Source organism: Aestuariimicrobium soli (genome assembly GCF_051192575.1).
GTDB classification, from domain to species: Bacteria; Actinomycetota; Actinomycetes; order Propionibacteriales; family Propionibacteriaceae; genus Aestuariimicrobium; species Aestuariimicrobium soli.
In genome coordinates, this window is the sequence record NZ_JBPJSQ010000002.1 from 304385 (window position 1) to 330647 (window position 26263).

17 protein-coding genes are annotated in these 26263 nt (G+C 71.8%); 10 read left to right on the plus strand and 7 right to left on the minus strand.

What is annotated here, in order from left to right; all coding sequences use genetic code 11:
- Window positions 1-59: 59 nt before the first annotated feature.
- Together ACSDQ9_RS02750 and ACSDQ9_RS02755 are read right to left on the minus strand one after the other, a co-directional pair.
- Window positions 60-251: a hypothetical protein gene (locus ACSDQ9_RS02750; RefSeq protein ID WP_435143266.1), complete on the minus strand. Its 192-nt coding sequence runs from the start codon at window positions 249-251 to the stop codon at window positions 60-62.
- A gap of 132 nt (window positions 252-383) precedes the next feature.
- Window positions 384-2495, minus strand: a complete 2112-nt coding sequence (locus ACSDQ9_RS02755) for a UvrD-helicase domain-containing protein (RefSeq protein WP_435143738.1) — start codon at window positions 2493-2495, stop codon at window positions 384-386.
- A 58-nt stretch (window positions 2496-2553) separates the two neighbouring features.
- Between ACSDQ9_RS02755 and ACSDQ9_RS02760 the strand changes: the two genes are divergently transcribed.
- The 3 genes from ACSDQ9_RS02760 to recD are packed head-to-tail and all read left to right on the plus strand — an operon-like array spanning window position 2554 to window position 11118.
- A complete protein-coding gene (locus tag ACSDQ9_RS02760; RefSeq protein WP_435143268.1) occupies window positions 2554-5787 on the plus strand; it encodes an exodeoxyribonuclease V subunit gamma in 3234 nt (1077 codons plus the stop codon).
- Entirely contained in the window at window positions 5784-9275 is a 3492-nt protein-coding gene (locus tag ACSDQ9_RS02765) for a UvrD-helicase domain-containing protein (RefSeq protein ID WP_435143271.1), read from the plus strand. Before ACSDQ9_RS02760 ends, ACSDQ9_RS02765 begins: the two co-directional genes overlap by 4 nt.
- Window positions 9262-11118, plus strand: a complete 1857-nt coding sequence (recD, locus tag ACSDQ9_RS02770) for an exodeoxyribonuclease V subunit alpha (RefSeq protein WP_435143274.1) — start codon at window positions 9262-9264, stop codon at window positions 11116-11118. The genes ACSDQ9_RS02765 and recD overlap by 14 nt, the downstream gene beginning before the upstream one ends.
- Here recD and nudC read toward each other — a convergent pair.
- The 3 genes from nudC to ACSDQ9_RS02785 are packed head-to-tail and all read right to left on the minus strand — an operon-like array spanning window position 11087 to window position 18549.
- The gene (gene nudC, locus ACSDQ9_RS02775) at window positions 11087-12064 is read right to left on the minus strand and encodes an NAD(+) diphosphatase (protein WP_435143277.1); all 978 of its coding nucleotides are present in this window, start codon (window positions 12062-12064) and stop codon (window positions 11087-11089) included. The genes recD and nudC overlap by 32 nt on opposite strands.
- Window positions 12065-12073: 9 nt before the next feature.
- Entirely contained in the window at window positions 12074-15331 is a 3258-nt protein-coding gene (locus tag ACSDQ9_RS02780; protein WP_435143280.1) for a UvrD-helicase domain-containing protein, read from the minus strand.
- Window positions 15331-18549, minus strand: coding sequence for an ATP-dependent helicase (locus ACSDQ9_RS02785; protein ID WP_435143282.1), 3219 nt, complete (start codon window positions 18547-18549; stop codon window positions 15331-15333). The genes ACSDQ9_RS02780 and ACSDQ9_RS02785 overlap by 1 nt, the downstream gene beginning before the upstream one ends.
- A gap of 158 nt (window positions 18550-18707) precedes the next feature.
- Between ACSDQ9_RS02785 and ACSDQ9_RS02790 the strand changes: the two genes are divergently transcribed.
- From ACSDQ9_RS02790 to ACSDQ9_RS02810, 5 genes are all read left to right on the plus strand, one after another.
- Window positions 18708-18914 (plus strand): cold-shock protein, encoded by a 207-nt coding sequence (locus ACSDQ9_RS02790; RefSeq protein ID WP_022910439.1) that lies wholly within the window; start codon window positions 18708-18710, stop codon window positions 18912-18914.
- A gap of 13 nt (window positions 18915-18927) precedes the next feature.
- Window positions 18928-19701, plus strand: coding sequence for a HEAT repeat domain-containing protein (locus ACSDQ9_RS02795; protein ID WP_435143286.1), 774 nt, complete (start codon window positions 18928-18930; stop codon window positions 19699-19701).
- Between the two features lie 10 nt (window positions 19702-19711).
- Window positions 19712-20674, plus strand: a complete 963-nt coding sequence (ligD, locus tag ACSDQ9_RS02800; RefSeq protein ID WP_435143289.1) for a non-homologous end-joining DNA ligase — start codon at window positions 19712-19714, stop codon at window positions 20672-20674.
- 90 nt (window positions 20675-20764) lie between these two features.
- Entirely contained in the window at window positions 20765-21637 is an 873-nt protein-coding gene (locus tag ACSDQ9_RS02805; RefSeq protein ID WP_435143292.1) for a PP2C family protein-serine/threonine phosphatase, read from the plus strand.
- Window positions 21638-21733: 96 nt separating this feature from the next.
- Complete coding sequence (locus ACSDQ9_RS02810) at window positions 21734-21958, plus strand: DUF3107 domain-containing protein (protein WP_435143295.1); 225 nt, start codon at window positions 21734-21736, stop codon at window positions 21956-21958.
- Window positions 21959-21990: 32 nt separating this feature from the next.
- On the opposite strand, the gene ACSDQ9_RS02815 is transcribed toward ACSDQ9_RS02810, so the two are convergent.
- On the minus strand, window positions 21991-22644 hold the full coding sequence (locus ACSDQ9_RS02815; RefSeq protein ID WP_435143296.1) for a ferritin-like fold-containing protein: 654 nt from the start codon (window positions 22642-22644) through the stop codon (window positions 21991-21993).
- Between the two features lie 161 nt (window positions 22645-22805).
- Between ACSDQ9_RS02815 and ACSDQ9_RS02820 the strand changes: the two genes are divergently transcribed.
- On the plus strand, window positions 22806-24344 hold the full coding sequence (locus ACSDQ9_RS02820; RefSeq protein WP_435143741.1) for a DEAD/DEAH box helicase: 1539 nt from the start codon (window positions 22806-22808) through the stop codon (window positions 24342-24344).
- Complete coding sequence (locus tag ACSDQ9_RS02825) at window positions 24341-24730, plus strand: MGMT family protein (RefSeq protein ID WP_435143298.1); 390 nt, start codon at window positions 24341-24343, stop codon at window positions 24728-24730. The genes ACSDQ9_RS02820 and ACSDQ9_RS02825 overlap by 4 nt, the downstream gene beginning before the upstream one ends.
- Here ACSDQ9_RS02825 and ACSDQ9_RS02830 read toward each other — a convergent pair.
- Window positions 24660-26204 (minus strand): glucoamylase family protein, encoded by a 1545-nt coding sequence (locus ACSDQ9_RS02830; RefSeq protein WP_435143300.1) that lies wholly within the window; start codon window positions 26202-26204, stop codon window positions 24660-24662. The genes ACSDQ9_RS02825 and ACSDQ9_RS02830 overlap by 71 nt on opposite strands.
- Window positions 26205-26263: the final 59 nt, after the last annotated feature.

Below are 26263 nucleotides of genomic sequence, written 5' to 3' on the forward strand. Positions count from 1 at the left end.
GAAGGCCGTGAATCCCGGGGGCGGGTTCACGGCCTGAGCCTTGTCTGGAGGTACCTGGGTCAGCAGGTGGCTCCGCTCAAGCGGCGATCCGCAGGGGTGGGGTCGGCGACAGCCGAGACGCCGAAATCGGCGCCGAAGGGCTTGCCATAGCGAGTCGAGAGGACGGGGAGGGCGGCACGCGAAACGGTCGGCAGAACGAACACGTTCTCCGTCACCTCAGTCATGATCGACTCGATCTTGATGTTCCACATCGGCTTGCCCTCCTCTCGATGATCGCTCCACCGTGCGGTGCAGCTTGCTTGTTGGTCCTGGGGTTCCACGACCTGCCCAGAAGACTACCTGCTGGGGCGGGGTCGGTGACAACCCATTTTTGACGAGGACTTTCAGTTTTTTTCGCCAGCATGGTCGGCAAGGATCGCCAACACCTGCTCGCCGTACCGATCCGCCTTCGTCCGCCCGACCCCGGGCACCCTCAGCAGATCGGCATCGGTGGTGGGCCGGCGCTCGGCCAACGCGATCAGGGTGGCGTCGGTGAAGATCACGAAGGCGGGCATCGACGCCTCGTCCGCGACCTGCTTGCGCCACGTGCGCAGCGCCTCGAACACCACCTCGTCGACGTCGTTGGCGCAGTCGCCATGGCGCCCGAGTTTGCGTTCCGAGCCGGTGCGCAGTCCTTGGCCGCACACTCGGCAGACATCGCTCTGACTGGTGCCGCGCCGGCGTCGTCCGCCCTGGGGTTCGAGCCGGGCGGGCGCCGCGACCCGGGGCGCGAGCCCGCCCAGGAATCGTGAGGGTTGCCGGTTCCCGCGTCCCTGGGTGGCGCTGCGCGACCAGCTGACCCGCAGGTGGAAACGGGCGCGGGTCACTGCCACGTAGAGCAGACGCTGTTCCTCGTCGAGTTGGTCGTCGGTGGTGGCCAGCACGAACGGGATGCTGCCCTCGTGCACGCCGGTCACCGCGACCGCGTCCCACTCGAGCCCCTTGGCCGAATGGATGGTGGCCAGAGTCACGCCGTGGGCGACGGGGGCATGCTGCAGGTCGGCCCGCTTCTGCAGTTCCTCGGCCAGCACGCCGAGGGTGACCCCGTCGTACTCGTCGTCGAAGTCCTGGCTGAGGTCGAGCAGAGCCTTCAGCGACTCCCACCGTTCCCGGGCCGAACCGGCCCCTTCGGGAGCGACGTCGCGCCACCCCAGCCCGGCCAGGATGCCCTGCAGGGCGCTGAGCCCCGGTTGGTCGGGGCCCTGCGCGGCGTGGGCCATCACCTGCCCGAGGGCCTGACGGATCTCGGGGCGCTCGTAGAACTTCTCGGTGCCCCGCACGACGTAGGGAACGCCTGCGTCGTCCAGGGCGGCCTCGATGGCGGGCGACTGCGCGCGAATGCGGAACAGGACCGCCATCTCGTCCCAGGCCACCCCGTCGGCATGCCGGGTGCGCAGCCAGCGGGCCACGTCGCGGGCCTCGTCGGCCTCGGTGGTCGCCCCGGCGATCTCGGGGCGGGGCCCCGGGGGCTGCTGCGCCACCAGTGTCGCCGGGCCGCTCACCAACCCGGCACCGGCGCGCAGCACGGTGTTGGCCAGCTCGACCACCTGCGGGGTCGACCGGTAGTCGCGCACCAGGTGCACGACGGCGGCATCGGGATGGGTCGTGGTGAACTCCGTCAGGTAGTGCGGACGAGCCCCCGCGAACGCGTGGATCGACTGGTGGGGGTCACCCACCACGCACAGATCGTCGGAATCCCCCAGCCAGGCGTGGAGCACGTTGCGCTGCAACGGAGAGACGTCCTGGAACTCGTCGACGACCAGGTGTCGGTAGCGGCCGCGCACCTCGTCCGCGATGTCGGGATGGTCACCGAGCAGCGCGACGGTCAGCAGGAGGATGTCGTCGAAGTCGATCAGGTCACGCTCGGTCTTCACCTGCTCGTAGCTGGTGAGCACCCGCGCGATGGTGGTGGCGTCGAGCCCCGAGATCGACCGGTGCGCCGCGGGGGCGAGCCGTGCGTACTCCCCCGGCGCGACATTGGAGACCTTGGCCCAACTGATCTCGCCCGACAGGTCGCGCAGCAGCCCGGTGTCGGTGCGGATCCGCTGCCGACCCGCCGCTTCGGCCACCAAGGGGAAGGTGGAGCCCGAGACCGGGGGCAGTTCTCGCCGGTGCACCCGCGGCCAGAAGTGCTGCAGTTGCCGCAGCGCCGCGGAGTGGAAGGTGCGCGCCTGCACCCCGGCAACACCCAACCGGTCGAGTCGTCCGCGCATCTCACCGGCGGCGCGGGTGGTGAAGGTCACCGCCAGGGTGCGCCGCGGATCCTTCGCCCCGCAGACCGCGGCGTGGGCGATGCGGTGGGTGATGGCCCGGGTCTTGCCGGTACCCGCTCCGGCGATCACCGCCATCGGACGATCCAGCACCGAGGCCACCTGCCGCTGCTCGGGGTCGAGGGCGTCAAGGATGGCGTCGGCGGTCGGATTCACGGCTGTGACTGTAGTCGGGGGCACCGACAACTCCTGAAACGCCCGCCCCACCGGAAATGTCACAGCGGCCCGCTAGGTTCGTTCCATCATGGACTCGACGACGCCGATCACGCCCGGAACCCCGCCAGCCACGGGGGCCCTGACGGTGCGGCTGTGCACCCGGGGCGAGACCCTCGCCGCCCTGGTGTCCGACCGGGTGGGCCTGCCGCTCGGCGACCCCTTCGCCAGCCAACTCGTCGTCGTGCAGGGTGCCGGGCAGGCCCGCTGGCTCTCGCAGGCCATCGCCACGCGGTGGGGGGTGACGGCGGGCGTCGACCTGCTCACGGTGGCGCAGCTGCGCCGACGCCTGCGGCCCGACGACGACGACCCTTGGGCGGCCGACGCTCTCACCCTGACCCTGGCCGACGTGATCGCCGAACTTCTGCTGCAGACGCCCCCGCCGCCGTGGGCCGAGGTGCTCATCGCCCACCTGCGGCCTCCCTCGGCCACCGGCACCGATCGGCCCGGTCGACTGTGGGCCACGGCGCACCGAGTGGCGAGGCTGTTCCGGCGCTACTCGATGACCGCACCCGAGCTGGTGGCCGCCTGGTCGCAGGGGCGTGCCGTCGGCCCGGGTGGCGCCGATCTGGGCCCCCTCGACCGCTGGCAGTTCGAACTGTGGCGGGCCTGCGTCGAGGCCTGCGGTCCGCTGCACCCCTGGGAGCGGGAGAAGCGGCTGCGGGAGTCGGTCACGGCTGCCCCGCTGCACCCGACCCGATTGCCCCGGACCCAGCTGCCATGGGCACGCGTCACGGTGGCGGCCACCGCCCCGGTGCGACGGGCCGACCGCGAGCTGGTGGCAGCCTTGGCAGGCGTCACCGACCTCGAGTGCCTCCAACTGGTCGCCGGCTCCGGCGATCCGGTGTTCGCCCCCCTGCAGACCGCCACGGAGCTCGCCGTCTCGGGGTGGCGTGAGCTGGGAGCGCGCGTGGTCGACCCCGATGACATCCCCGCCCCGGGGCAGTCCCGCTCGGTGCTGCAGCGGCTGCAGCGTTCCGTGCTGGCCCGCGCGGACGACACCGTCACGGAACCGGACGCCAGCGTGCAGATCTTGCGCAGCCACGGCCTGAATCGTCAGGTCGAGGTGCTGCGCGAGGCGCTGTGCGGGGCATTCGCCGACGACCCCACGCTGGAGCCGCGCGACGTCGTGATCGTGTGTCCCGACGTGCAGGCGGTCGCGCCGCTGCTCGAGGCCACGTTCGGCGATCGGGACGAGCCCTTGGCCCACCCCGGGCACCGCCTGCGCGTACAGGTACCCGGCTCTGGCGGCGCCGGCCCGGTGAACGAGGTGCTCGCCCGCCTGTTCGACCTGGCGATCGGGCGCGCCACCGCCGAAGACCTGCATGCCCTGGTGGCGCTGCAGCCGGTGTCGCGTCGGTTCGGGTTCTCCGCCGACGACCATGCCCGCATCCGCGACCTGGTCGACAAGGCGCGCCTGCGCTGGGGCCTCGACACCCGCACCCGATCCGAGCACGGCATGTCGGGGGTGCCCCAGGGCACGTGGCTCAACGCGATCGAACGCCTGGTCGCTGGCGCCCACTTCCCCGAGACCCCGCTCACCTGGGTGGGCACCGCGCTGCCCGTCGACGACATCGAGGCGGGTGATCTGCGGCTGATCGGTCAGTTGGCCGAGCTGGTCTCCCGGGTCCGCTGGCTCGACAGCCAGTTCGCCACACCGGCACCGGCATCGGCCTGGGCCGACTGGCTCGTGCGGGCGATCGAGCTGTTCGTCGACCTCCCGTGGGACCAGCAGTGGGCCATGACCGCCACCGTCGCCTCGTTGCGTCGCTGGGCCCAGGCGTCGTCGTCCGCACCCCTCGACCAGCATGACGTTCGCCAGGTGGTCGCCCACCTGGCCCAGGGGTGGGCCGCGCGTCCGTCGTTCGGCAATGGCGCGGTGCACGTGGTGGGCTTCGACGACCTGCGTGGTGTTCCCCACCGGGTGGTGGCCGTGCTCGGTCTGGACGCCGGGACGTTCCCCCGGCAGGCGGCCCGCATCGGCGACGATCTTCTCCCAGCCGACGTGAGCCCCGAGGACGACCCACGCACCCAGTCGCAGGGCGCCCTGTTGAGCACGCTGATGGCGGCCCGCGACCGTTTGTTGGTGGTGCATCAGGGCACCGACCAGCGCACCGGCGCCAGCGTCGAACCGCCCGTTGCCGTCACCCAGATCGAGCGAGCCGTGCGCGCGGTCGCACCCGGGTTCCGTGCTCGATCGATGTCACTGCAGCCGCACAGCCCGGTCAACTTCGTGACCGATCCCGACGGCGGCTCGTCCGAGGAACCCTTCAGTTTCGACGCTCAAGCCCTGGCCGCCGCCCAGGCACTGGCCCAGGCCCAGCAGTCACCGCCGGTGGTCGTGGTCGAACCGCGCGACTGGCGGTTCCCGGCGCACGATGCGCTCTCCCAGAACTCCGTGGCGCTCGCCGAGCTGCAGTCGTTCTGGCGCCACCCTGCGCGGGTCATGCTGCGACAGGCGCTGGGTACCGGCCTGGGGCGGGACGATCGGGCCTCCAGCCTGCAGGTGCCGCTGGAGCTGTGGGGCCTGTCGGAGTACACCGTCGGGCAGACCGCTCTCGAGCAGTTGCTGGCCGGGGCCAGCCCGGAGCAGGCGCGCGCGGCGGCCGTGCTCGGCGGCGACGTTCCCCCGGGAAGCCTCGGCGAGGTGAAACTGAACCAGGTGTTGACCACGGCCGGCCAGCTGGCCACGGCCGCCGCCGAGCACACCGGGGCCGAGCTCGACCGGCCGATCTCGCTCGCCCTGGGTCGTTGGCAGCTCACCGGAGTGGTGCGACTGACCGGCGATCTGGTCACGAACGTCACCTACGGTCGGCTCAATGGCTCCGCCCTGCTCGACCTGTGGCTGCAGGTGCTCGCCTGCTCGGTCGAACTCGATCGGCCCCTGCGGGCCCACGGGGTGCACCTCGACTCCCGCAACCTGGTGCTGCAGGCGCCCTCGCCGGCCCGTTGCCGCGACCTGCTGGTCGACCTGCTGGACTGGCGTGGGCTGGGGTTGGGTTCGGTGCTGCTGGCGCCGACCCGGGTGCTGTACCTCGTCGGTGAACAATCCCGTGGCATGCCGCCGGACGAACGCAGCCGGCTCGAGCGCAGCCTGACCTCCGAGTTCCGCCGGCTGGGGCAGGACCCCGACTGGCAGCCATTCCTGCCCACCACTCTGCAGGCCCTCCTACAGGCCCCCGCCCACGCCGACCTTCCCCTGAGCGTGGCCGACCTCGGTGAGCGGTTGTTCGCCCCCATGCGGAAGGCCATGGTGCAACAGTGACCGACCAGACCACCACGACCCGGCCGGCCCTCCACGAGACTGCGCCCGACTTCGACCCCGTCGGTGTGCGCCCAGAGCTGGTCACCACCCTGATCGAGGCCAGCGCCGGCACCGGCAAGACGACCACCATTGCCGCGCTCACCACCCTGGCCCTGGCCGAGGGGTGGTACGAGGTTTCCGAGGTGATGCTGGTGACCTTCGGCCGTCGGGCCGCTGGCGAACTGCGGGCCAGCCTGCATCAACGGTTGCTCGAGACGATCACGGCCCTGGACGACGTGCTCGCCGGACGCCCGGAGGCCACGGACGGGGTCATCCTCGACGGCGCCCGCGCGCAACTGCTGGGCGGCTCCGAGGACGACCGGCGTCGTCGGCTCGCCCGGTTGCGCCAGGCCCGGCTCGACTTCGACCGGGCCACCATCGCCACCACCCACCAGTTCTGCCACACCATGCTCGCCGAGCTGGGAGTGCTGGCCGACTTCGACGCGACCGCCGCCTTCGTCGACGATCCCGACGAGTTGGTCGACGACGTGCTGCACGAGACCTACGTGCGGCGCTACCTGAAGGCCACCGAGATCCGTCCGCCGTTCGTTAGCTTCGCGCGCCAACTCGCCGAGCTGGTCACGTCGGGCGAGGTGGACTTCGACCCGGCGCACGGGGCGGTCGGCGAGGAGCGGGTTGCCCTGGGGGTTGACCTGCGCAACGCGGTCGAGCGGCGCAAGTGGCACAGCCGCACCTATGACTTCGACGACATGGTGGTGCGCCTGCACCGGGCCGTCGCCGGCCACGACGAGCGGCTCGACCGCACGCAGCTGCCCGCCTCCGTGGCCACCGCCCGCGACGCCCTCAGCCGACGCTTCCGGCTGGTGATGATCGACGAGTACCAGGACACCGACTCGCTGCAGTGGCAGATCGTGCGCGCCGCCTTCCACCACCACAGCCAGGTCTTCCTGATCGGCGACCCGAAGCAGGCGATCTACGCCTTCCGCGGTGCCGACGTCTACGCCTATCTGACGGCCCGGGCGACGGCCGACCGACAGTTCACCCTGCGCCACAACCGGCGCAGCACCTCCGAACTGGTCGCTCAGGTCGACCGACTGTTCGGCCGCCGCGATCTGGGTCGCGAGATCACCTGCCCACCGGCGCTCGGCGGCACCGGGCACCGGGTCGCCCGCACCGACGGAACCGACCTCTCTCCCCTCCAATTGCGGCTGGTGACGCCCGACGACGCTCCCCAGTTCAATGGCGACGGCGACCAGTGGGAGCTGGTGCTGCACGACCTGGCGCAGCAGGTGAAGGACACCCTGGCCCAGGTCGAGGTGCGCGACCCCGGGCTGGCCGCGGACGAGCCGGGGCGCAGGATTCGTCCGCACGACATCAACATCGTGGTGCGGGCAAACCGGCGCGCCGAGCAGGTTCGCGCCCACCTGACCGCGGCGGGGGTACCGGCGGTGTTCGCCGGCGCCGACTCCGTCTTCGGCTCACCCGCGGCCCTCGACTGGGCGGCGCTGCTGCAGGCGATCACCCGCCCCACCAGTGCCACGCTGAGACGGGTTGCCCTCACCGACTTCTTCGGGTTGACGGCACCCGAACTGGCCGCCGCCCCCGAGACCGAGCTCGCCGACCTCGGGCTCGACGTGCGCCGAGCCGCCCGCACACTGGAACAGTCCTCGGTGGCGGCCATGTTCGACGAACTGTCGGGGCGACGAGGCGTGCCGGCGCGTCTGTTGGCCACCCCCGGTGGCGAGCGACGCCTCACCGACCTGCGCCATGTCGCCGAACTGCTGCACCAGCAGGCGGTCGCGCTGTCGGCCTCCCAACCGCGCGCCGTCATGGCGGTCCACCTGGCTCGCTGGCTCGGTGAACGCATCGGCGACCGAGCGGCCGCCGACGAGCAGACCCGACGACTCGAGGCCGACGGTGGGGCCGTGCAGATCATGACGATCCACCGTGCCAAGGGGCTCAGCCTGCCCGTGGTCTTCCTGCCCGACCTCAGCCACGCTCGTCGACGCAAGCCCTCGCGACACGATCCGGTGGTGCTGCACGAGAGTGGCCACCCCGTGATCGCCACCACTCCCACGACGGCCCAGCTGGCCCGGTTGGACGATGACGACCGCGATGAACTGTTGCGGCTGGCCTACGTGGCGGCCACCCGCCCCCAGTACCTGCTGCGACTGTGGTGGGTGGCCGAACCGGCGGCCGGCGAGTCGGCGGTGAACCGACTGCTGCACGAGCCTGGGCAGCCAGGGGTTCCGGCTGCCCACGTCACGGCCGATCGGCTGCGGGCCGACGAGATCGTCGACCAGTGGTCGAGCGTGGTCGACGTGCGTCGGGTGAGCGAGGCACGCACCCCCGCCCTGCCGCCGGTCGAGGTCGGCCTCGCCGTTCTGCCCGAGCGGGAGCGTGCCTTCGACCGCCACATCGACGAGACCTGGAGGCGAACGTCGTACTCGGCGCTGACCCGCTCGGCCCACGGCTTGCCCACCGGCCCCGCCGTGACGACGGACGAGCCCGAACCGCTCGCCCCCGACGAAGCGGCCGACGAGATGCCATCGTCACCCCTCGACGCTGCCGATGCGGTGCCCCAGACCCGGTTCCCGCAGCCGTTGACGGCGCTGCCCGGCGGCACCGAGTTCGGCGGGCTGGTGCACCTGGTGATGGAGCGGCTCGACTGGCAGGCCGCCGATCTGGGGGCCGAGCTGACCGCGGTGGTGGCCCGCGCCCATGCCGAACATCCCGTGCCCGACGTCGGGTTGGACGACCTGGCTGCCGGCCTCGATCTGGTGGTGCGCACCCCCCTCGGAACCCTGACCGGCGGGCGGGCACTGTTCGACCTGCCGGTGCGCGATCGCCTTCCCGAGCTGGACTTCGAACTGCCGCTGGCCGGGTCGTCGTCCGATGCTGGCACGCTGGCCGACGTGGCCGCGCTGTTCGGCGACCCCGAGCTCGTACCGGCGGACGATCCACTGGCCGCCTACGGGACCGCCCTCGCCGAGAGCCCCGCCGCCACTGAGGTGCTGGCCGGATGGCTGACGGGGTCGATCGACGCCGTGCTGCGCGTGCCGGGGGCCGACGGTCAGCCGCGCCATGTCGTGGTCGACTACAAGACCAACCGCATCTGGCTGCCTCCGGGCACGCCCCTGCGAGTCGAGGACTACACGGCCCAGGCGATGACCGACGCCATGATCGCCGCCCACTACCCCCTGCAGGCCCTGCTGTACTGCGTCGCCCTGCACCGATTCCTGCGCCTGCGTCAGCCCGGCTACGACCCGGCGGTGCACCTGGGCGGCGTCGGGTACCTGTTCGTGCGTGGGATGGCCGGGCCGGACGCGCCCCTCGACCAGGGGGGCGCCGGCGGCGCCGCGGCCATGCCCCTGGGCGTGTTCACCTGGCAACCGAGCCCTGCGCTGGTGCTGGCGGCCGACCGGGTGCTGGCCGGCAGGAACGCACCGACCGACGGCGTGGAGGGAGCCCATCATGAGGGTCGATGAGCCGGTGATCAGCGCCACCGGGGTGCTGGCCGAGTTCAACGCCGCCGGCGTGTTGCAGGTGGCCGATGTGCAACTGGCGCAGGTCAGTTGCCGCCTCAGCCGCATCGACGATCCGGCGACCCAACTGGCGGCCGCGCTCGCGGTGCGCGAGCTGCGTCGAGGGTCGGTCTGCGTCGACCTGGCCACGATCCGCGACCAGGTGCTGGCCGAACTGCGAGCCTACGACCTCACCGGCGAGGGCCTCAGCGACGGCGCGGGTGCCGCCGACTCCGCGATCCGCGAGCGCCTGGCCCTGGTGGAGTCCTTGCCGTGGCCGGAGGCCGCGACGTGGGCCTCGTCCCTCGAGGTCTCGGCGTCCGACGACCACCCGTACCGGCTCGAGGGCACCCTGTTCTACCTTGCTCGCTGGTGGCGACACGAGCGCGACATCGCCGCCATCCTGCGGGCCCGCGAGTCCGCTCCCCCGCCCCGGGTCGACCTTCCGCGACTCGAGGCCACGGTGACCGCGCTGTTCGAGCACGACGCCGGCGGCGGCGATGGCCTGCAGCGGCAGGCTGCGCTGGTCGCTGCCCGCAGTTGGACGTCGGTGGTGGCCGGTGGGCCGGGCACGGGCAAGACGACCACGGTGGCCCGCATGCTGGCCGCACTGCAGGACCAGTCGGAGAGGCCGCTCACGGCCGCCCTCGCGGCTCCGAGCGGCAAGGCCGCGGCGCGACTGGAGCAGTCCGTGCGTGAGGAGGCGGGCAAGCTGACCCGCACACTTCCCCCGATCCCGGCCGGGCAGACCCTGCACGGGCTGCTGGGGGCCCGCGGTGTGGGCAACGGTTTCACGCGCCACGCCGGCAATCCGCTGCCGCACGACGTGGTGGTGCTCGACGAGGCGAGCATGGTCGACGTCGCCATGTTCGCCGCGCTGCTGGCTGCGCTGCGCCCCACCTCCCGGTTGGTGATCGTCGGTGACCCGCACCAGCTCAGTTCGGTCGACGCCGGCCGGGTGCTGGCCGACATCGCCGCGGGTGGCCTCACCACCGGCGGCGACCAGCCGACCTCGGCGGTGGTGGAACTGGAGCGCAACTGGCGCAACACGGGCGACATCGACGCTCTGGCCCGAGCGGTGAAGGCCGGTGACGCCGACGCCGCGATCGCCCTGCTGGGGGCGAGCACCGACGGCAGCCTCGTGTGGGACGAACTGGACGGTCCCGAACTGGCCGATGTGCCGGGGTTGGCCGGGGAGTTGGTCGACCAGGCCCGGACGAGCCACGCGGCCGCGCTGGCGGGCGATGCCGCCGTCGCGCTCTCCTCGCTCGACACCCACCGGATTCTGGTGGCCCATCGGGAGGGACGACACGGGGTCGGCGGCTGGTCGCGGCAGGTGCAGGGGCTGCTGCGCCACGCGATCGACGGTTACGGCGGCGCCGGCGCTCACGCCAGGGATGCCGAGTGGTACCCGGGTCGTCCGATTCTGGTGACGGCCAACAGCCGCGACATCGCGGTCTTCAACGGCGACTCGGGAGTGATCGTGAACTCACCCGACGGGCGCGGTGGCCCGCAGTTGGCGCTGCCGACGCCGCACGGCCCCCGGCTGCTGAGCCCATCGTTGGTCGACGGTCTGGAGTCGATGTACGCCCTCACCGTGCACAAGGCCCAGGGGTCGCAGTTCGAGCGGGTCACGGTGGTGCTGCCACCCGAGACGTCTCCCCTGCTGACCCGCGAGATGTTCTACACGGCGATCACGCGCGCCCGGAAGCGGGTACGGGTGGTGGGAACGGCCGCCGCCGTGCGGGCGGCCATCGACCACCACACCCGGCGAGTCAGCGGGTTGAGGTTGACGACGACCCCGTGATGGGCAGCGTGACCACGGGAACGCCGGCGTGGGCGGCGGTGATCTGCCCCGCCCGCCACCCCTCGATCAGCCGGCGGGCGATGGACCCGGGTGCGGACAGCACCAGTTCGCCCGAGGCGACCGCCTCGTCCATCTGCGCGCGGGTGAACCAGCGGGCCTCGTCGAGTTCGACCCCATCGACGACGGGCGGCGCCGGCGCGACCGTGGCCACGCAGCCCAGCATCAACGAGCGCGGGAACGGCCAGGGCTGGCTGGCCAGGTAGCCGAAGCCGGTGACCGCCAGTTGGGCCTCCTCGGCGACCTCGCGGACGACCGAGGCCTCGAGGGATTCGCCCGCCTCGACGAAACCAGCGAGCAACGACATGCGGTGAGGTGGCCAGCTCGCCTGGTGGGCCAACAGCAGCCGCTCCTCGACCACCGACGTGCCCGGGTCGAGCAGCACCACGATCATCGCCGGATCCGTGCGCGGGAACAGCTGGGCACCGCACTCGAGACACTGCCGGACGAAGCCGCCCTCCACGGGGCGGGTGTGCCCGGCGCAGCGCTCGCACCGAGGGTCGAGCCGGTGCCAGGCGAGCACCGCCACCGCCGCGGTCAGCAGTTCCTCCTCGAGGGCCGAGAAGCCCCCCTCCCGCAGGGTGCGTGTCGCGGCACCCGACCCCGTACCACTCGACTGTGGATCACGCACCTCGACGGCGAACCATGGACGATCCTCGGCCACCCCCAGGAAGATGTGGCGAGCGGGGTCGTGAGTGCCCCCGGTGGGGCCGATCGACGCCAGCCCCCCAGCGGTGGTGACGCTCACCAGCTGGGCCTCGGGTCGTGCCCACTGGCCGGCGAGAGCGGCCTCGTCCGAGCGCAGGTCGGCGCGGCGGTCGAGGATGAGGATGAAGGGCGCGCTGGGATTCAGGGCAGTGCTGGCGGCGGGGGGCGCGGTGTCGGTCACGACTCGACCCTAGTCCGCCGCGCCGTCCACCCCGATCAGCGCCAACAGTCCGGCTTCGTCGAGCCTGCGGTCCGACCACCGCTCCTCACCCGTGGCGACGTGCACGAATCCGGCGGCCACCCGTTCCAGCGGCACCCCGCGCGATCGCGCCCAGGCCAGCCGGTAGAGCGCCAGCTGGTTCTCGTCGGCGGCGGCTCGTCCGGTCTTCCAGTCGACCAGCACGAAATCGGTGTCGGCATCCTCACCGGGGTAGACGGCGTCGATCTGGCCACGCAATTGCAGCGTGCCGCCGGTGGGCTCCGTCACGGTCAGCACGAAGGGCACCTCCAGCGCCAACGGCGTTCGCGAGGCCCACGGGGACTGCTCGAACCGTCGCTGCAGGGTGGCCAACTGGGCGCCGGTGGCCACCTCATCGCGCTCGTCCTCGGCGGTCGGGTCGACCAGCGACTGCTGACCGAGCCGGGCCTCGACCCAGGCGTGGAACAACGTGCCCAGATTGGCGGCCGACGACGGCGCCTGCGGCATCGGACGAAGAATGCGGCGAACGTAGTCGTCGGGGTCGGCCGCCAACCGCATCGCCTGGGTCACCGACAATGACGGCGGCAGGGTGACCCGGCGCTGGGCCGACCGGTCCTCGTCCTGCTCGTGGGTGAGCGCCGCCAGCGTCGCGTCCCAGTCGTCCACCACCCGTTGGTCCTCGCTCGCCAGCGGCGGCAGGGCTCCCTGCGGATGGGCGGCGTGACGACGCACGAGGGCGGCGGCATCCAACCTGCGGGTGCGCTGGGCTTCGTCCAACTGAGCCGGCCAGTCCAGCGATTCAGCGCCTCCCAGCAGCGGGTTGGTGGCCGCCACCGGATCTGGTGCGAGGTGGTCGACGCGCCCCTGCTCGAGGGCTTCCTCGGCGACGGCCGTGAAGTAGTCGCTGGTGATCTTCGGGCGCGCCTGAGCCGGGCGCCACGTGTGGCTGGTGGCGACCAGTTCCTCGCGGGCCCGGGTGACCCCGACGTAGGCCAGCCGGTCCTCGGCCAGCCGGTTCGACGAGCGCTGGGCCTCGACGTAGTCGTCCAACGCCTTCTTCGTGACCTGGTGGGGCAACTGGTCGATGGAGTCGGCATCGCCCCGCAGCTCGGCCGGCAGCGCACTGGCCGTCGTCACCCAGTTGTCGGTCAGCCGGTCGGAGGGGAAGGTCTTGTCGACCAGCGCGGGCAGGTACACCACCTCCCACTCCAGACCCTTGGCCCGGTGCACCGTCAGCAGTTTGACCGAGTCGCGGGCGCTGGGTGTGGCCCGCTCGAGACCGACACCGTGGTCGAGTTCGGCCTGGAACCAGGCCAGCAGTCCCGACAACGACGAGTCGCCGTCGACGTCGACGTAGTCGGCGATGGCATCCATGAAGGCCGCCAGCTGGTCTCCGGCGCCGGCCCGCCCCGACGAGGCCAGTTCGATGTCGAGCCCGAGCGTGGTGATGACCCGCCTGACCTGGTCGAGCACCGGCTCGCTGGAATGCTGCCGCAGTCGCGCCATCTCGCCGCTGAACGCCGCGAAACGCTGGCGGGCCTCGGGCGAGAAGGGAGCGTCGCCCAGGTCGCTCATGGCGTCGAGCAGGCTGACCACGTCGGTGACGTCGGTGTCGGCCACGGCCTCGGCGAGTTCGTTGAACAGGTCGGGCAGGGGTGCCTGGTCGGCGGGCTCACGCGCGGTGAGGTCACGGGCCCGCACGCCGAGCAGGGCGAGGTCGCGCGGCCCGATCCGCCAGCGTGGGCCCGTCAACAACCGCACCAGTTCGGGGTTGGCGGTGACGTCGTTGACCAACCTGAGGGTGGCCACCACCTCGGCCACCTCGGGCAGCCCGAGCAGCCCACCCAGCCCGACGATCTCGACGGGAACGTCACGCGCCACCAGGGCCTGGTGCAGGTCGGCGGAATCGGCGTTGCGGCGCAACAGCACGGCCAGGTCGCGCCATGCCAAGGAGGGGTTCTCGTGGTGCTGGCGGACGATGTCGTCGGCCACCCACGCCACCTCTTCCGGCCAGGTCTCGAAGCTGGCGACCCGCACGACGCCGCCCTGCCTGTCGTCCGGCGCCACCAGGACCCCGGGGGTCTGCGCGCCCGTGGGGTCGTGCTTGAGCAGCACGGGGTCATCGCGCAGGGAGGCCGCGATGGTGTTCGCGACCTGCAGCACCCGCTGCCCGGACCGCCGGTTCACGGTCAGTTGGTACGAGGCCGCCGGGAGCACCTCGGTGCCGGCGCGTCGGGGGAACTCGCGGTGGAAGGCGAGAATGTTGCTGGCCGCCGCGCCGCGCCACCCGTAGATGGCCTGGAAGGGATCGCCGACGGCCGTCACCGGGTGACCCAGACCGGAGCCCTCGACGTCGTCGCCCGAGAACAGGGCCCGCAGCAACTGGGCCTGCGCCGACGAGGTGTCCTGGTATTCGTCCAGCAGCACCACCCGGAACTGGTCGCGGAGCACCGCCCCGACGTGGGGCACCCGCTCGGCCAGGGCGGCCGCCGTCGCCATCTGGTCGGCGAACTCGGTCACACCCAGCGAGGCCTTGAGCGCCCGGAAGTCGTTGACCAGGCCCAGCAACTCGACGCGCTCGGCGCTGGTCGCACCGGCCTGCTCGATGGCCTTGTAGGGGGCGCCCCGCCACAGTGGCGCCGCGTCGAGCCGCTGCTGGAAGCGGGCAGCGTGCTCGGTGATCTGCTCGCCGGTGACCAGGTGCGAGCTCATCATCGCCTCGAGGCCCAGCACCCGCTCGGTCAGTGAGTCGGGACGAAGCCGGCTCAGGTGGGCGAACGGCCCCGGCGCGCGGCTGACGGTGCGCGAGGCCAGGCGGTAGCGAGCCGCCCCGGTGATCAACATCGACGAACTCTCCACCCCGATCCGGGCGCCGTGTTCTGACACGAGGCGGCCGGCGAACGAGTCGTAGGTCATGACCACCTCTTCGCCCTGCTCGTCGACCCCCTCGGCGATGACACCCGCGCGCACGAGTGCCTGGCGCACGCGATGACCCAATTCGGCGGCGGCCTTGCGCGTGAAGGTGAGGCCGAGCACCTGATCGGGCCGCACCTGACCCGTGCCGACCAGCCACACCACCCGCGCCGCCATCACCGTCGTCTTGCCCGAGCCCGCCCCGGCGATGATCACGGCCGGCTCGAGGGGGGCCGTGATGGCGGCCAACTGCTGGTCCGAGAAGGGAATGCCCATGGCATCGACCAGGTCTTCGGGACGTTCGAACCCGTGGGCGGGTCGGCTCACCTCGGTCATCAGCGCCTCCCGGGCTGGCCGGTGCCGCGTTCGGTCGCCCACACCGGGCAGGAGCCCACGTGGGCGCAGAAGCGGCACATGTCGTTGGGGGTCGCGCGATAGTCCTCCCCGCGCACCGTCTCGACGGCACCACCGAGCTGGCGGGAGACCCAGGTCTCGTCATCGGCGTCGGTGACCAGCGGCGCCTGCCTGAGCACGCTGGGCCCGCCGGACTTGTCGTCCTTGCGCAGGTAGACCAGTTCCGCCCCGCCGACCCCGGCATGGTCGGGGGCGAGGTGGTCGAAGGCGCCCAACTCGGCCGCCAGTTGGTAGACGCCCAACTGCGCGTGCTCGTCCACCTGCTTCTGGGTCGGGGTCATGCGCCCGGTCTTCAGGTCGACCACGTGCAGTCGTCCCTCGGTGTCGACCTCGAGCCGATCGACCACGCCGACCAGTTCGACCCGGTCGGTGCCGTCGGTCACGGGCACGTCCGCGACCACGCGGAACGGCACCTCGACGCCGAGCACCCGTCGCTGGGACGCCGCATGCCACACGGCGAACCGGCCGAGCGCCTCCTCGGCGACCACCCGTTCGGAGTGCGACAGCCAGGCCGCGTCGAAGGGAATCTGGTCCCACACCTCGTCGAGGCGACGCGACAGTTCGTCCACGGGCAGATCGGCCTGCGAGGCGTGCTGGGCCAACACGTGGATGACCGAGCCGAGGCTCGCCGCCGAACCGCGGGTCGACTGGGCCCGGGCCTTGCGGTCGAGGAACCATCGGCGACTGCACCCGAGCAGGCTCTCCACCTCCGACGGACTGAGTCGCACGGCCCGGCGCGGGTCGGTGGCCGGCGTGGTCGCCTGGCTGTACTCGTGCACGCCCCACCACCAGCGCGGGTCGGCGCCACGCACCCGGGAGACCTGGGCGAGCCGTGCCGCGGCGTGCTCGCGCAGGTGCGGGTTCGCCGCCGGATCCTCCAGCACCCGGCGCAGGTCGGAGACGAGCGCCGTCATCGTCAATGGGCGACGCGGACGACCCACGACCCGCTCGGGCCCGGCCTCGCCGGGGTCGAACAGTTCGGTCAGGAACCGGCTCGGCTGGTCGGCCTCACCCTCGACACCCGTCGAACAGGTCACCTCGAGGCGCTGCCGGGCTCGGCTGGCGGCGAGCAGGAACAACCGCCGCTCCTGGTTGATCCGCACCGAGAACGGTTCGGGCCCGGCCACGCCGTCCTCGGTGAGCTGCGAGGCCTCCAACACCGTGCCGATCCGGCGCGTGCTCGGCCAGGCGCCCTCCTGCACGCCGGCGACGACCACCACGTCGAACTCCTCACCCTTGACCCGGTGGGCCGTGGTCAGCAGCACGCCGCGGGCACGGGCGCCGGTCTCACGGGCGTGGTCGGCGGCGATGTCGTGGGCGTCGATCTCGGCGACCAGGGCCCGCACCGCTCGAGCCCCGACCAGCACCGTGTCACGGTTGGCCACGTCGAACAGCGCCACCACGGCATCGAGGTCGCGATGGGCGGCCGCCGCCCCTTCGCCGTCCGCCAGGGCGAGGGCCTCCAGCCGCGCGGGCCAGCCGGTGCCGTCCCACAGGCACCAGAGCGCTGCCGAAGCGCTCTGGTTGCGTCGGATGACATCGGCCGCACGCTGAAGCAGGCGACCCAGCGTGCGGGCAGACTCCGCCTCCGGTGAGGCACCGACATGAGGCAGCAGGTCGGGGTGCGAGACCAGCGCGGCCCGCCAGGCCTGCGACGAGAGCACGTCGAGGTGAACGTCGTCGGCCTGGCTGCGCAACTGACGACCGAGTCGCCGCAGGGCGAGACCGTCGAGCGAGCCCAGGGGTGACCGCAACAACGCGTCGACGGTGTCGGGCGGCAGATCGGGCCCGCCCGGGTCGTCGCCGTCGCGTTGGGCGAGCAGCAGGGCGGCCTCCAGCCCGTGTTGCAGGGCCTTCACCGCGGCCGACTCGTGCAACGGCATGTCGTCGGCGCCCAACCGCACCGGCACGCCCTGCACCGTGAGGGTGCGGGCCAGCAGCGGCAGCAGGGATCGTCCGGTGCGCGTGATCACCGCCATCCGTTCCCAGGCGATCTGGTCGTCGAGCCTGGCCTCGCGCAGGGTGTGGGCGATGTGTTCGGCCTCGGCCCCGACGGAGTCGAAGATGCGCACCCTCACCACCCCCGCCGACTCCCCCTCGACACCCGACTCGGGCGACGCCGGGCGGTGGGCCACCGGTCGCGGGAGACGCGCCTCGACCCGGGCCACGGCCCTGGCCACCCCGGGACGATTGCGATGGTTGACCTCGAGCGTGACCACCCGGCTGCTGCGACCGTCGCGGGCCAACAGGGAGTCGAAGTCGGCCAGCACGCGCGGGTCGGCCCCCCGGAACGCGAAGACGCTGGTGCCCGGATCGCCCGTGGCCACCAGGGGCAGGCCGGCACCGAGCACGTCGGCGAGCAGGCCGATCTGGGCGGGATCGTGCTCCCCCAGGTCGTCGACCCACACACCGCTGATCGGTTGCCGCACAGCCGCCACCGTGGCCGGGTCGAGCAAGGCCAGCCGCGCGCGGTGCACGACCTCGGCGTAGTCGAGCACCCCTTCGGCATCGAGCACGTCGAGGTACTCCTCGAAGAACTCCGCCAGCGCCACCCACTCGGGACGAGCCGCCTCGCCACCCAACTGCGCCACCGCGGCGGGGTCGAGCCCCAGTTGACGCACCCGCGAGATGGCCTGCCTGACCTCGCTGGCGAACGCCTGGGTCGTGACCGCGGGTCGCAGGTGCTCCGGCCAGGCCGACACGTCGTGGTGGGCCAGCAGTTCCCTGATCCGGAACTCCGACTCCGGCGCGGTCAGCAGCCTGGCGGGGGCGGGCCGGTCGAGGGCGAGGGTCTCGGCCGGGGCGGCCAGGTTGCGAATGGCGTGCGCCAACGCGTGCAGCGTCATCACCCGGGGCCGCACGTGGGAGCCGCCGATCGTCCGTGCGATCTGCGCCCGCAGGGCCTGGGCGGCGGGTCGGGTCGGGGCCAGCACGAGGCACGACTCCAACGCCGCGCCGGCCTCGACACGGGCGCACACCGACTCGACCACCAGGCTGGTCTTGCCCGTTCCCGGACCGCCCAGCACCAACAGCGAATCGACCTGCCCACACCAGCTCAACGCCTGGCTCTGAGCGCGATCGGGCACGGGCCGCACGGGGGCACTCGGCAGCACGATCTGCATGGTCGTCAGCTCACTCACCCGACCATCCAATCAGCCGCCCCCGACAAATTCCTCGGCCCGCAGGTGTGGCATGGCCCTCCACTGTGCAAGAGTGGGGGCACTGTCGAGCCAACGGAGAGACCGTTGGCGGCAGGGGGCGGAAGCATCCACCCCGATCGGTGCACGAGGAGATTTACATGGCACAGGGAACCGTCAAGTGGTTCGATGCCGGCAAGGGCTACGGTTTCATTGCGATCGATGGCGGAGGCGAGGACGTTTTCGTTCACTACTCGTCCATCGAGACCAAGGGCTTCAAGACCCTCGAAGAGGGCCAGGCCGTTGAGTTCGAGGTGACGCAGGGCCAGAAGGGTCAGCAGGCTGAGAACGTTCGCGTGATCGGCTGACACCACCCGTCTGGTGACACTCCAGACTTCCAACGGGGTTCGTCCTGACAAGGGCGGACCCCGTTGTCATGTCGTCACCCCACACCACACCCCCACCAGCCCCATCCCGACCAACATCGGAGCCGTCACGATGGTGACCCAGCCCAGCCGCCTCGTTCTCGCCCTCAGCGACGACGACCCCTCCATGCGCCTGCGCGCGGCCCTGGCGGCCGGCAGCCAGCCCGACCCAGCCCTGCTCGAGCCGCTGGTCGAGCGCTGCGGCGTCGAACCCGACTTCCACGTGCGCGACACCCTCTCGTGGGCGCTGACGATGCTGCCCCGCGAGCTGACCCTGCCCCGCATCGGACGCGAACTGCACGCCGACGGACTGCAGGCCCGCACCCAGGCCCTGCATACTCTGTCGAAGATCGCCGACCCCGCCACGTGGACGTGGATCCCGCGGCACACCCTGCACGACGCCGACGATGAACTGGCCCGCACCGCCTGGCGAGCCGCCGTCGCGGTCGTCCCCCGCGACCAGCGCACCGAGCTCGCCGCCGACCTGAGCACCGAGTTCGGACGAGGCGACCGCGGCCTGCGCTGGGCCCTCACCCGGGCCCTGTTGGCACTGGACGACGCGGCCCTGCCCGTGGTCGAGAGCGAGCAGGCGCGCCTGGCCGCGTCGGTGGAGCCCGACGACCCTGCCCTGCTGCACGCCCGCGCCACCCGACACCTGCTGGTCGATCCCGACCTCGGGTTCGACGAGGCCGAACGCCGCGCCAGCGATCCCCAGCTCGGCGGCCAGTAGGCTGCCGAGCATGGCGGGCGAGTCCGAGGGTGTGCGCACCGAGGTCGACGGTCGGGTATTGACCCTGACCAACCTCGACAAGGTGCTCTTCCCCGACGGCACCACGAAGGCCGAGTTGATCGCCTACCACCTCGCCATCGCCCCCACCCTGCTGCCGCACCTGGCGCAGCGCTGCCTCACCCGGTTGAGGTTCCCCCATGGCGTGGATGCCCCGTCGTTCTACGAGAAGAACGCCCCCGCTGGCACGCCCGACTGGGTGCACGTTCAGCAGGTGCTGGCCGCCGGGTCAAGGATCGACTACGTGGTGGCCGACGACACCGCGACCCTGGTCTGGCTCGCCAATCTGGCCGCCATCGAGTTGCACACCCCGCAGTGGCGGCTCACCGATTCCCCGACCGAGCCGGGTGAACCGATCGGTTTCGAGGGCGAGCGGGCCGTGCGGGCCAGCACTCTGGTCGTCGACCTCGACCCAGGCCCCGGCATCGAGGCCCACCACCTGGCCACCGCCGCCATGATGGCCGCCACCGAACTCGCGGGCGAGGGCCTCGTCCCCTACGTCAAGACGTCCGGATCGAAGGGACTGCAGGTGGTCTGCGCGCTCGAGCCCAGCGACTGGCGGGCCGTGATGGAGCAGGTGCGCCTGCTGGGCCTGCGGCTGGCCCACGCCCGGCCAGACCTGTTCGTCACCACGATGAACAAGGCCGCCCGCGCCGACCGCATCTACGTCGACCACCTGCAGAACCGCGCCGACCGCAACACCATCAGCGTCTATTCGGCCCGGGGGCGCGACCAGCCGCGGGTGTCTACCCCGCTCACGTGGGAGGAGGTCGCCGCCGTCGAACCGGGCGACAGCCTGCACTTCACCATTCGCGACGTGCCTGACCGGGTCGCCGAACACGGTGACCTGTGGGAGGGACTGCTCGACCCCGACGCCGCGGCTCCCCTGCCGGCCTTCGTCGCCCCCCGCCCCTGAACGACCGGCCCCTGAACGACCGACTCGTGAGCGATCGGGGTGAGTGGCCGACGAACCCGCCCCCATGGTGAACTGTGCATCATGGGCAGCATGAATGAGGTCGGCGGCAGGTACGACGAGGCCAGTGAGCCCACCCGCGTGCTGCAGCGCCCCCTCGAGGCGCCCGAGCGCACCCGCCACGCCGAGGCGCCCGCCGAGTGGGTTGCCGTCGCGACCGAGATCGGACGACGCCACCGCACCAATCAGGACGCCTACTCCGCGGGGGTCAGCGGTGACTGGGCCGCGCTGGTCGTCTCCGACGGTGTCTCCAGCTCGATCGGGGCCGAGCGGGCCTCGCTGACGGCCGCCACCACCGTGCGCTCGGCATTGTTGAGCGCCGTCGAGCGCCCCGGCGACTGGGATGCCACCTTCCGGCAGGCCTACGCCGCCGCGCAGACCGAGGTGCTCTCGATCGGGCACGACGGCTCTCCCGTCGGCTCGTGCACCCTGGTGGCCGCGCTGGTCACCGGGCGGGAGATCCATCTGGGCAACATCGGCGACACCCGGGCCTACTGGGTGGCCGACGCCACGCCCGACCACGCGGGCGAGACCGTGCAGCTCAGCGTGGACGACTCGCTCGCTCAGGCGCAGATGGACCTGGGGGTCAGCCGCGAGGAGGCCGAGTCGGGCTCGCATGCGCACGCCATCACCCGCTGGATCGGCCCCGACGCACCGGAACTCAATCCGCGCATGCGGCACTTCCGTGCCGAGGGGCCCGGATTGCTGGTGGTCTGCTCCGACGGTCTGTGGAACTACGCCTCGGCCCCCGAGGCCATGGATGGCCTCGTGCGTGGCCTGGTGGCCGAGCTGGGCGAACCCTCGTCCGGTGAGATCCTGCGAGAACTCGCGCGGGCGTTGACGCAGTGGGCCAATCAGCAGGGCGGCCGCGACAACATCACGGTCGCCCTCGCCCGCGTGCACTGATTCCACCCGGGTGCCTTCGACGCGGGGCACCGGGCCTCAGCCGTCAGCGCAACCGGGGCACCACGATCTGTCCGTAGGGCCCGCTACGGTGGGGGTGTGGAGATCAAGATTGGTGTCAAGCACGTTGCCCGCGAGGTTCAGCTCGAGTCGAAGTCGTCTGCGGACGAGGTGCTCGCGGCCCTCGAGGAGGCTCGCACGAAGGACGGTCTGCTGAGGCTGACCGACGACAAGGGGCGCACGATCGCCGTGCCGGCCTCCCAGATCGGCTACGTCGAGCTGGGCATCGAGCAGTCCCGTCAGGTGGGCTTCGGCGCCGGCTGAGTCGTCCGCGGCCGGTCAGAGCTGCTGACCGCTCAGGGCTGCAGGCCCAGTTCCTCCAGCCGACGAGACGACAGTTCGACCAGTCGTCCGATCAGATCGCTGGTGGCGGCGATCTCGTCGGTGCTGCCGGGCTCATGACCGGTGAGCATGCCGGTCAGGTCGGTCGCCCGCCCCGCCACGCGCTGGGCCTGAGCGCTGGCCTCCCCCAGCATGCGCCGGGCGAACAGCGCCAACCGCGAGGTCTCGGGGCCGGGCTCAGCGAGCACGTCCGCCAACTGCGCCCGGGCCCATTCGCCCACCTCGGCATGCGCCACGGCGACGGCCCGCAGGTCGACCTCGGTGCTGGCCTCGGGGTCGACCAACGACAGCAGGTCGCCGGCCATGCCCGAGGTGACGACGGCCTTGACCAGCGCCTGTGGCCACGAGGTGACGGGCGTGTACTGGTGGAATCCCTGCAGGGCCTGGGCGAGCGTGTCGGCCAGTTCTGCCTGGTCGACCGTCTCGAGCAGGTGGTCGACGGGGGCGAACTGCAACAGCCCGAGCCGGGTGAGCTGGGTGCGGCGGGCCAGGTCGGGGGCAAGCCGGGCGTCGGCGACGATGGTTTCGAAGGCGTCGAGTTGGCCCAGCACCACGAGGGTCTGCAGAGTGCCGGTTCCGGCCGAGTCGTGTCCAAGCAGGGTGCTCACCCCCCCACGGTAGCCATGGTGACGCCCGATTGAGCCGTGGCACGCCCGGCGCGGTAGGCTGGCCAAGGTTGGGCAACCGTGCCCACCTGCAGCGAAGCGCTGCGGAGTCGAACTCCGCGCCCTCGTCGTGCGATCCGCGATCCTCGCGCCGTCGACGAGCCCTGCACCCCACCGGCGCCCCTGCGCCGCTCGACGAAGGCACCACCCTGACTCTCCACACCGACGACACCGCCATCCCGACCGATCAGCAGACCTTCGCCGACCTCGGCGTGCTGCCCGCGATCGAACAGTCCCTCGCGAAGGTCGGCATCACCCACCCGTTCGCGATCCAGCGGCTGGCGATTCCGTTGGCCCTCGAGGGCGTCGACCTGATCGGCCAGGCCCGCACCGGCACCGGCAAGACCCTCGCCTTCGGCATCTCGACGCTGCAGCGCGTGCTGATCGAGGGCGACGAGGGTTTCGACGAGCTCGAGCACCCCGGCAAGCCGCAGGCCCTGATCGTGACCCCCACCCGCGAGCTGACCGTGCAGGTCGCCCGTGACCTCGAGACCGGGTCGACGATCCGCAAGGCTCGGGTGCTCACCGTCTACGGCGGGGTCGGCTACGAACCCCAGCTGGAGGCTCTCGAGAAGGGCGTCGACGTCGTGGTCGGCACCCCCGGTCGCCTGATCGACCTGGCCAACCGTGGCTCCCTCGACCTGTCCCACGTGCGCGTCGCCGTGCTCGACGAGGCCGACGAGATGCTCGACCTGGGCTTCCTGCCCGACGTGGAGCGGCTGCTCGGCATGACCCCGAAGTCGCGCCAGACCCTGCTGTTCTCGGCCACCATGCCCGCCGCGATCGTGTCGTTGGCGCGCACCTGGCTGCAGCGCCCCGTCAACGTGCGCGCCGAGGGACACGACGCCCAGGCCACCGTGCCCGACACCACCCAGTTCGTGTACCAGGCCCACGATCTCGACAAGCCCGAGGTGATCGGCCGCATCCTGCAGTCGACCGACGTCGAGAAGGTGATGATCTTCTGCCGCACCAAGCGCGCCGCGCAGCGGCTCACCGACGACCTGGTCGACCGCGGCTTCCCCGCCGCCTCGATCCACGGTGACCTCAACCAGGCCGCCCGTGAGCGCGCGCTCAAGCGGTTCCGGGCCGGTGAGGTGACCGTGCTGGTCGCCACCGACGTGGCCGCCCGTGGCATCGACGTCACCGGGGTCAGCCACGTGATCAACAACGAGTGCCCCGACGACGACAAGACCTACGTGCACCGCATCGGCCGCACCGGTCGCGCCGGCGCCAAGGGCGTCGCCGTCACCCTGGTCGACTGGGCCGACGTCACCCGTTGGAAGGTGATCAACAAGTCGCTCGACCTCGACTTCCCCGAGCCGGTCGAGACCTACTCGTCCAGCGCCCACCTGTTCAGCGATCTGGACATTCCCGAGGGCACCAAGGGGCGGCTCGTCCCCGAGAAGCCGTACGAACCCAAGCCCCGCGAGGATCGCGGTGGTCGCGGTCGGTCGACCTCGGACGAGCGCCCGCGCCGCGAGCGTCAGCCCCGGGAGCGTCGCCGCACCCGCAATGGGGAGTCCGTGACTGACCAGGACCAGGGCCAGACCGGCGACACCGCCGAGCCCCAGGCCCCGCGCCGTCGCCGCCGCCGTCGCTCACGCGGCGGTTCGTCCGGCTCGTCGGCCGCCGCGGGCGAGTGATCGCCGACGATCTGGTCGAGCGGGTGCTGCGAGCCGTCGAGCTCGTCCCGCCCGGCCGGGTCGTCAGCTACGGCGACATTGCCGAACTGGTCGGCACCGGGCCACGCCTGGTGGGCCGCATCATGAGCCAGTGGGGGTCGTCGGTGGCCTGGTGGCGGGTCACCAACTCCTCCGGTGAGCTGCCGGCGCATCTGCTGGGCGAGGCCGCCTCCCGGTGGGCCGACGAGGGCATCACCCTCAAACCCAGCGGACGAGGCTGCCGCATCCACGCCCACCGGGCCGACCTGCCGGCCTGGGCCACCGCCTTCGAGGCCGTCAGGCCGACGCCCCGAACTCCTCCAGGGCGATCACCGGACGAACGAACCGTTCCACCTCGCCGGCGCTGAAGGCGCGCTGCAGCAGGTTGTCGCCCAGCACATTGCCCAGCGCCCCCATGATCATGGCCTGGTCGAGGGAGAGGTGGCGGTGGGCCACGTCACCCGAACCGACGGCCACCGCGTCGTGGAAGCCGCCGGGCCCGTAGCAGTCGAAGTCGCGCTGCAGGGCCTGCAGGTTCGCGATCGCGCCGGACCGGTCGTGCATCATGGCCAGGAACGCCGCGTGCGGCGTCACCACCCCGTTGCCGTAGTCGGGGTCGGGGTTGGTCGGCGTGCGGTCGGTGTGTTCGACATCGCTGAAGTAGCCGTCGGGCTTGAGCCCCAACGCGTCGACCCCCCATTCGGCGTAGCCACCCAGCGGATCGCTGGCGGGAGAGAAACCCCAGTAGCCGTAGGCGCTGAGCCCGTGGTCGCGCTGGACGGCCACGTGGTTGGGGTGGTTGCGTCCCCAGGAGTTCGGGGCCCAGGTCTGTTCGGGCACGAACACGTTGGGCATGAGCTCCTCGAACATCGAGCCTCCCCAGCCGGGCACGGTGCGTCGTCCGAGGTAGTCGTGGGCGCCCTCGAACACGTCGACGCCCAGATAGGTGCGCCACTCACCGACCGGCGGCATCTCGGGCCAGTCCCAGTCGGGCGGGAACGTGCGCCAGGCCTGGAAGTAGGCGCTGGCGGGCACCTGCTGTTTGGCGATGCCCAGGTAGGTGGTGATGCGGGTCTCCGAGACGATGGTGTCGTAGTGGTGGCTGGCGGTGTACCACACCGGACTGCCCGACCCGATCAGGTCACGGGCCTCGGTGGCCGGCGGGTTCGGCAGGCGGGTCGGCTCGGTCTCGTAGAAGCCGCCGTAGTTGAGGTAGTGCTTCGAGAAGGTGGGGTCGGCGAAGACGTCGAACCGCATGCGGTCGAACATTCGCCCCGCCTGCCGTCGGTTGCCCGGGTCGGCATTGCGGACGACCAGCAGCGCCGCTCCCAGCCACGCGGCGTCGACGGACGACACGAACGGCTCGACCGGGTCACCGCTGCCGGGCCAGGCGGTCACCACCGACCCGTCGCGCGGGTCGTACCAGTTGAAGTACATCCCCGAGGCGGTGTGGTGGTCCATCCGCTCCAGGGTCGTCAGGGTCTGCCGGATCCGTCGGCTGGCGTCTCCCCCGGTGATCAGGCCCAGATCCCGGGCCACCACCGTCGACCACAGGTAGCCGCCGATGTTGGTCGGGGAGGTGACCGTCACCGGGTCGGTGAGGTCTGCTTGGATCAGATCGGTGACCAGGCCGGTGCGCCGGTCGGCCATCGCCGCCAGGCTGCGCCAGGTGTCGGCCGCCCACCGCTGGAGCGTGCGTCGGTCACTCCCGCGGGCCGCGGCGGTCGGCGCGGCGCCCGCCAGGGCGCCCACCCCGAGGGCGCTGGCGCCGACGCCCATCCCTCCGGCGATCAGTGCGCGCCTGCCCAGCGCCTGGTGGGTGTGCTGGAACTGCTGCGACATGGGTCCTCCGAAGTGCGTCGTCGAGCCTCGGCGGGGAGTCCGTCCCCGATCTGGTCAGC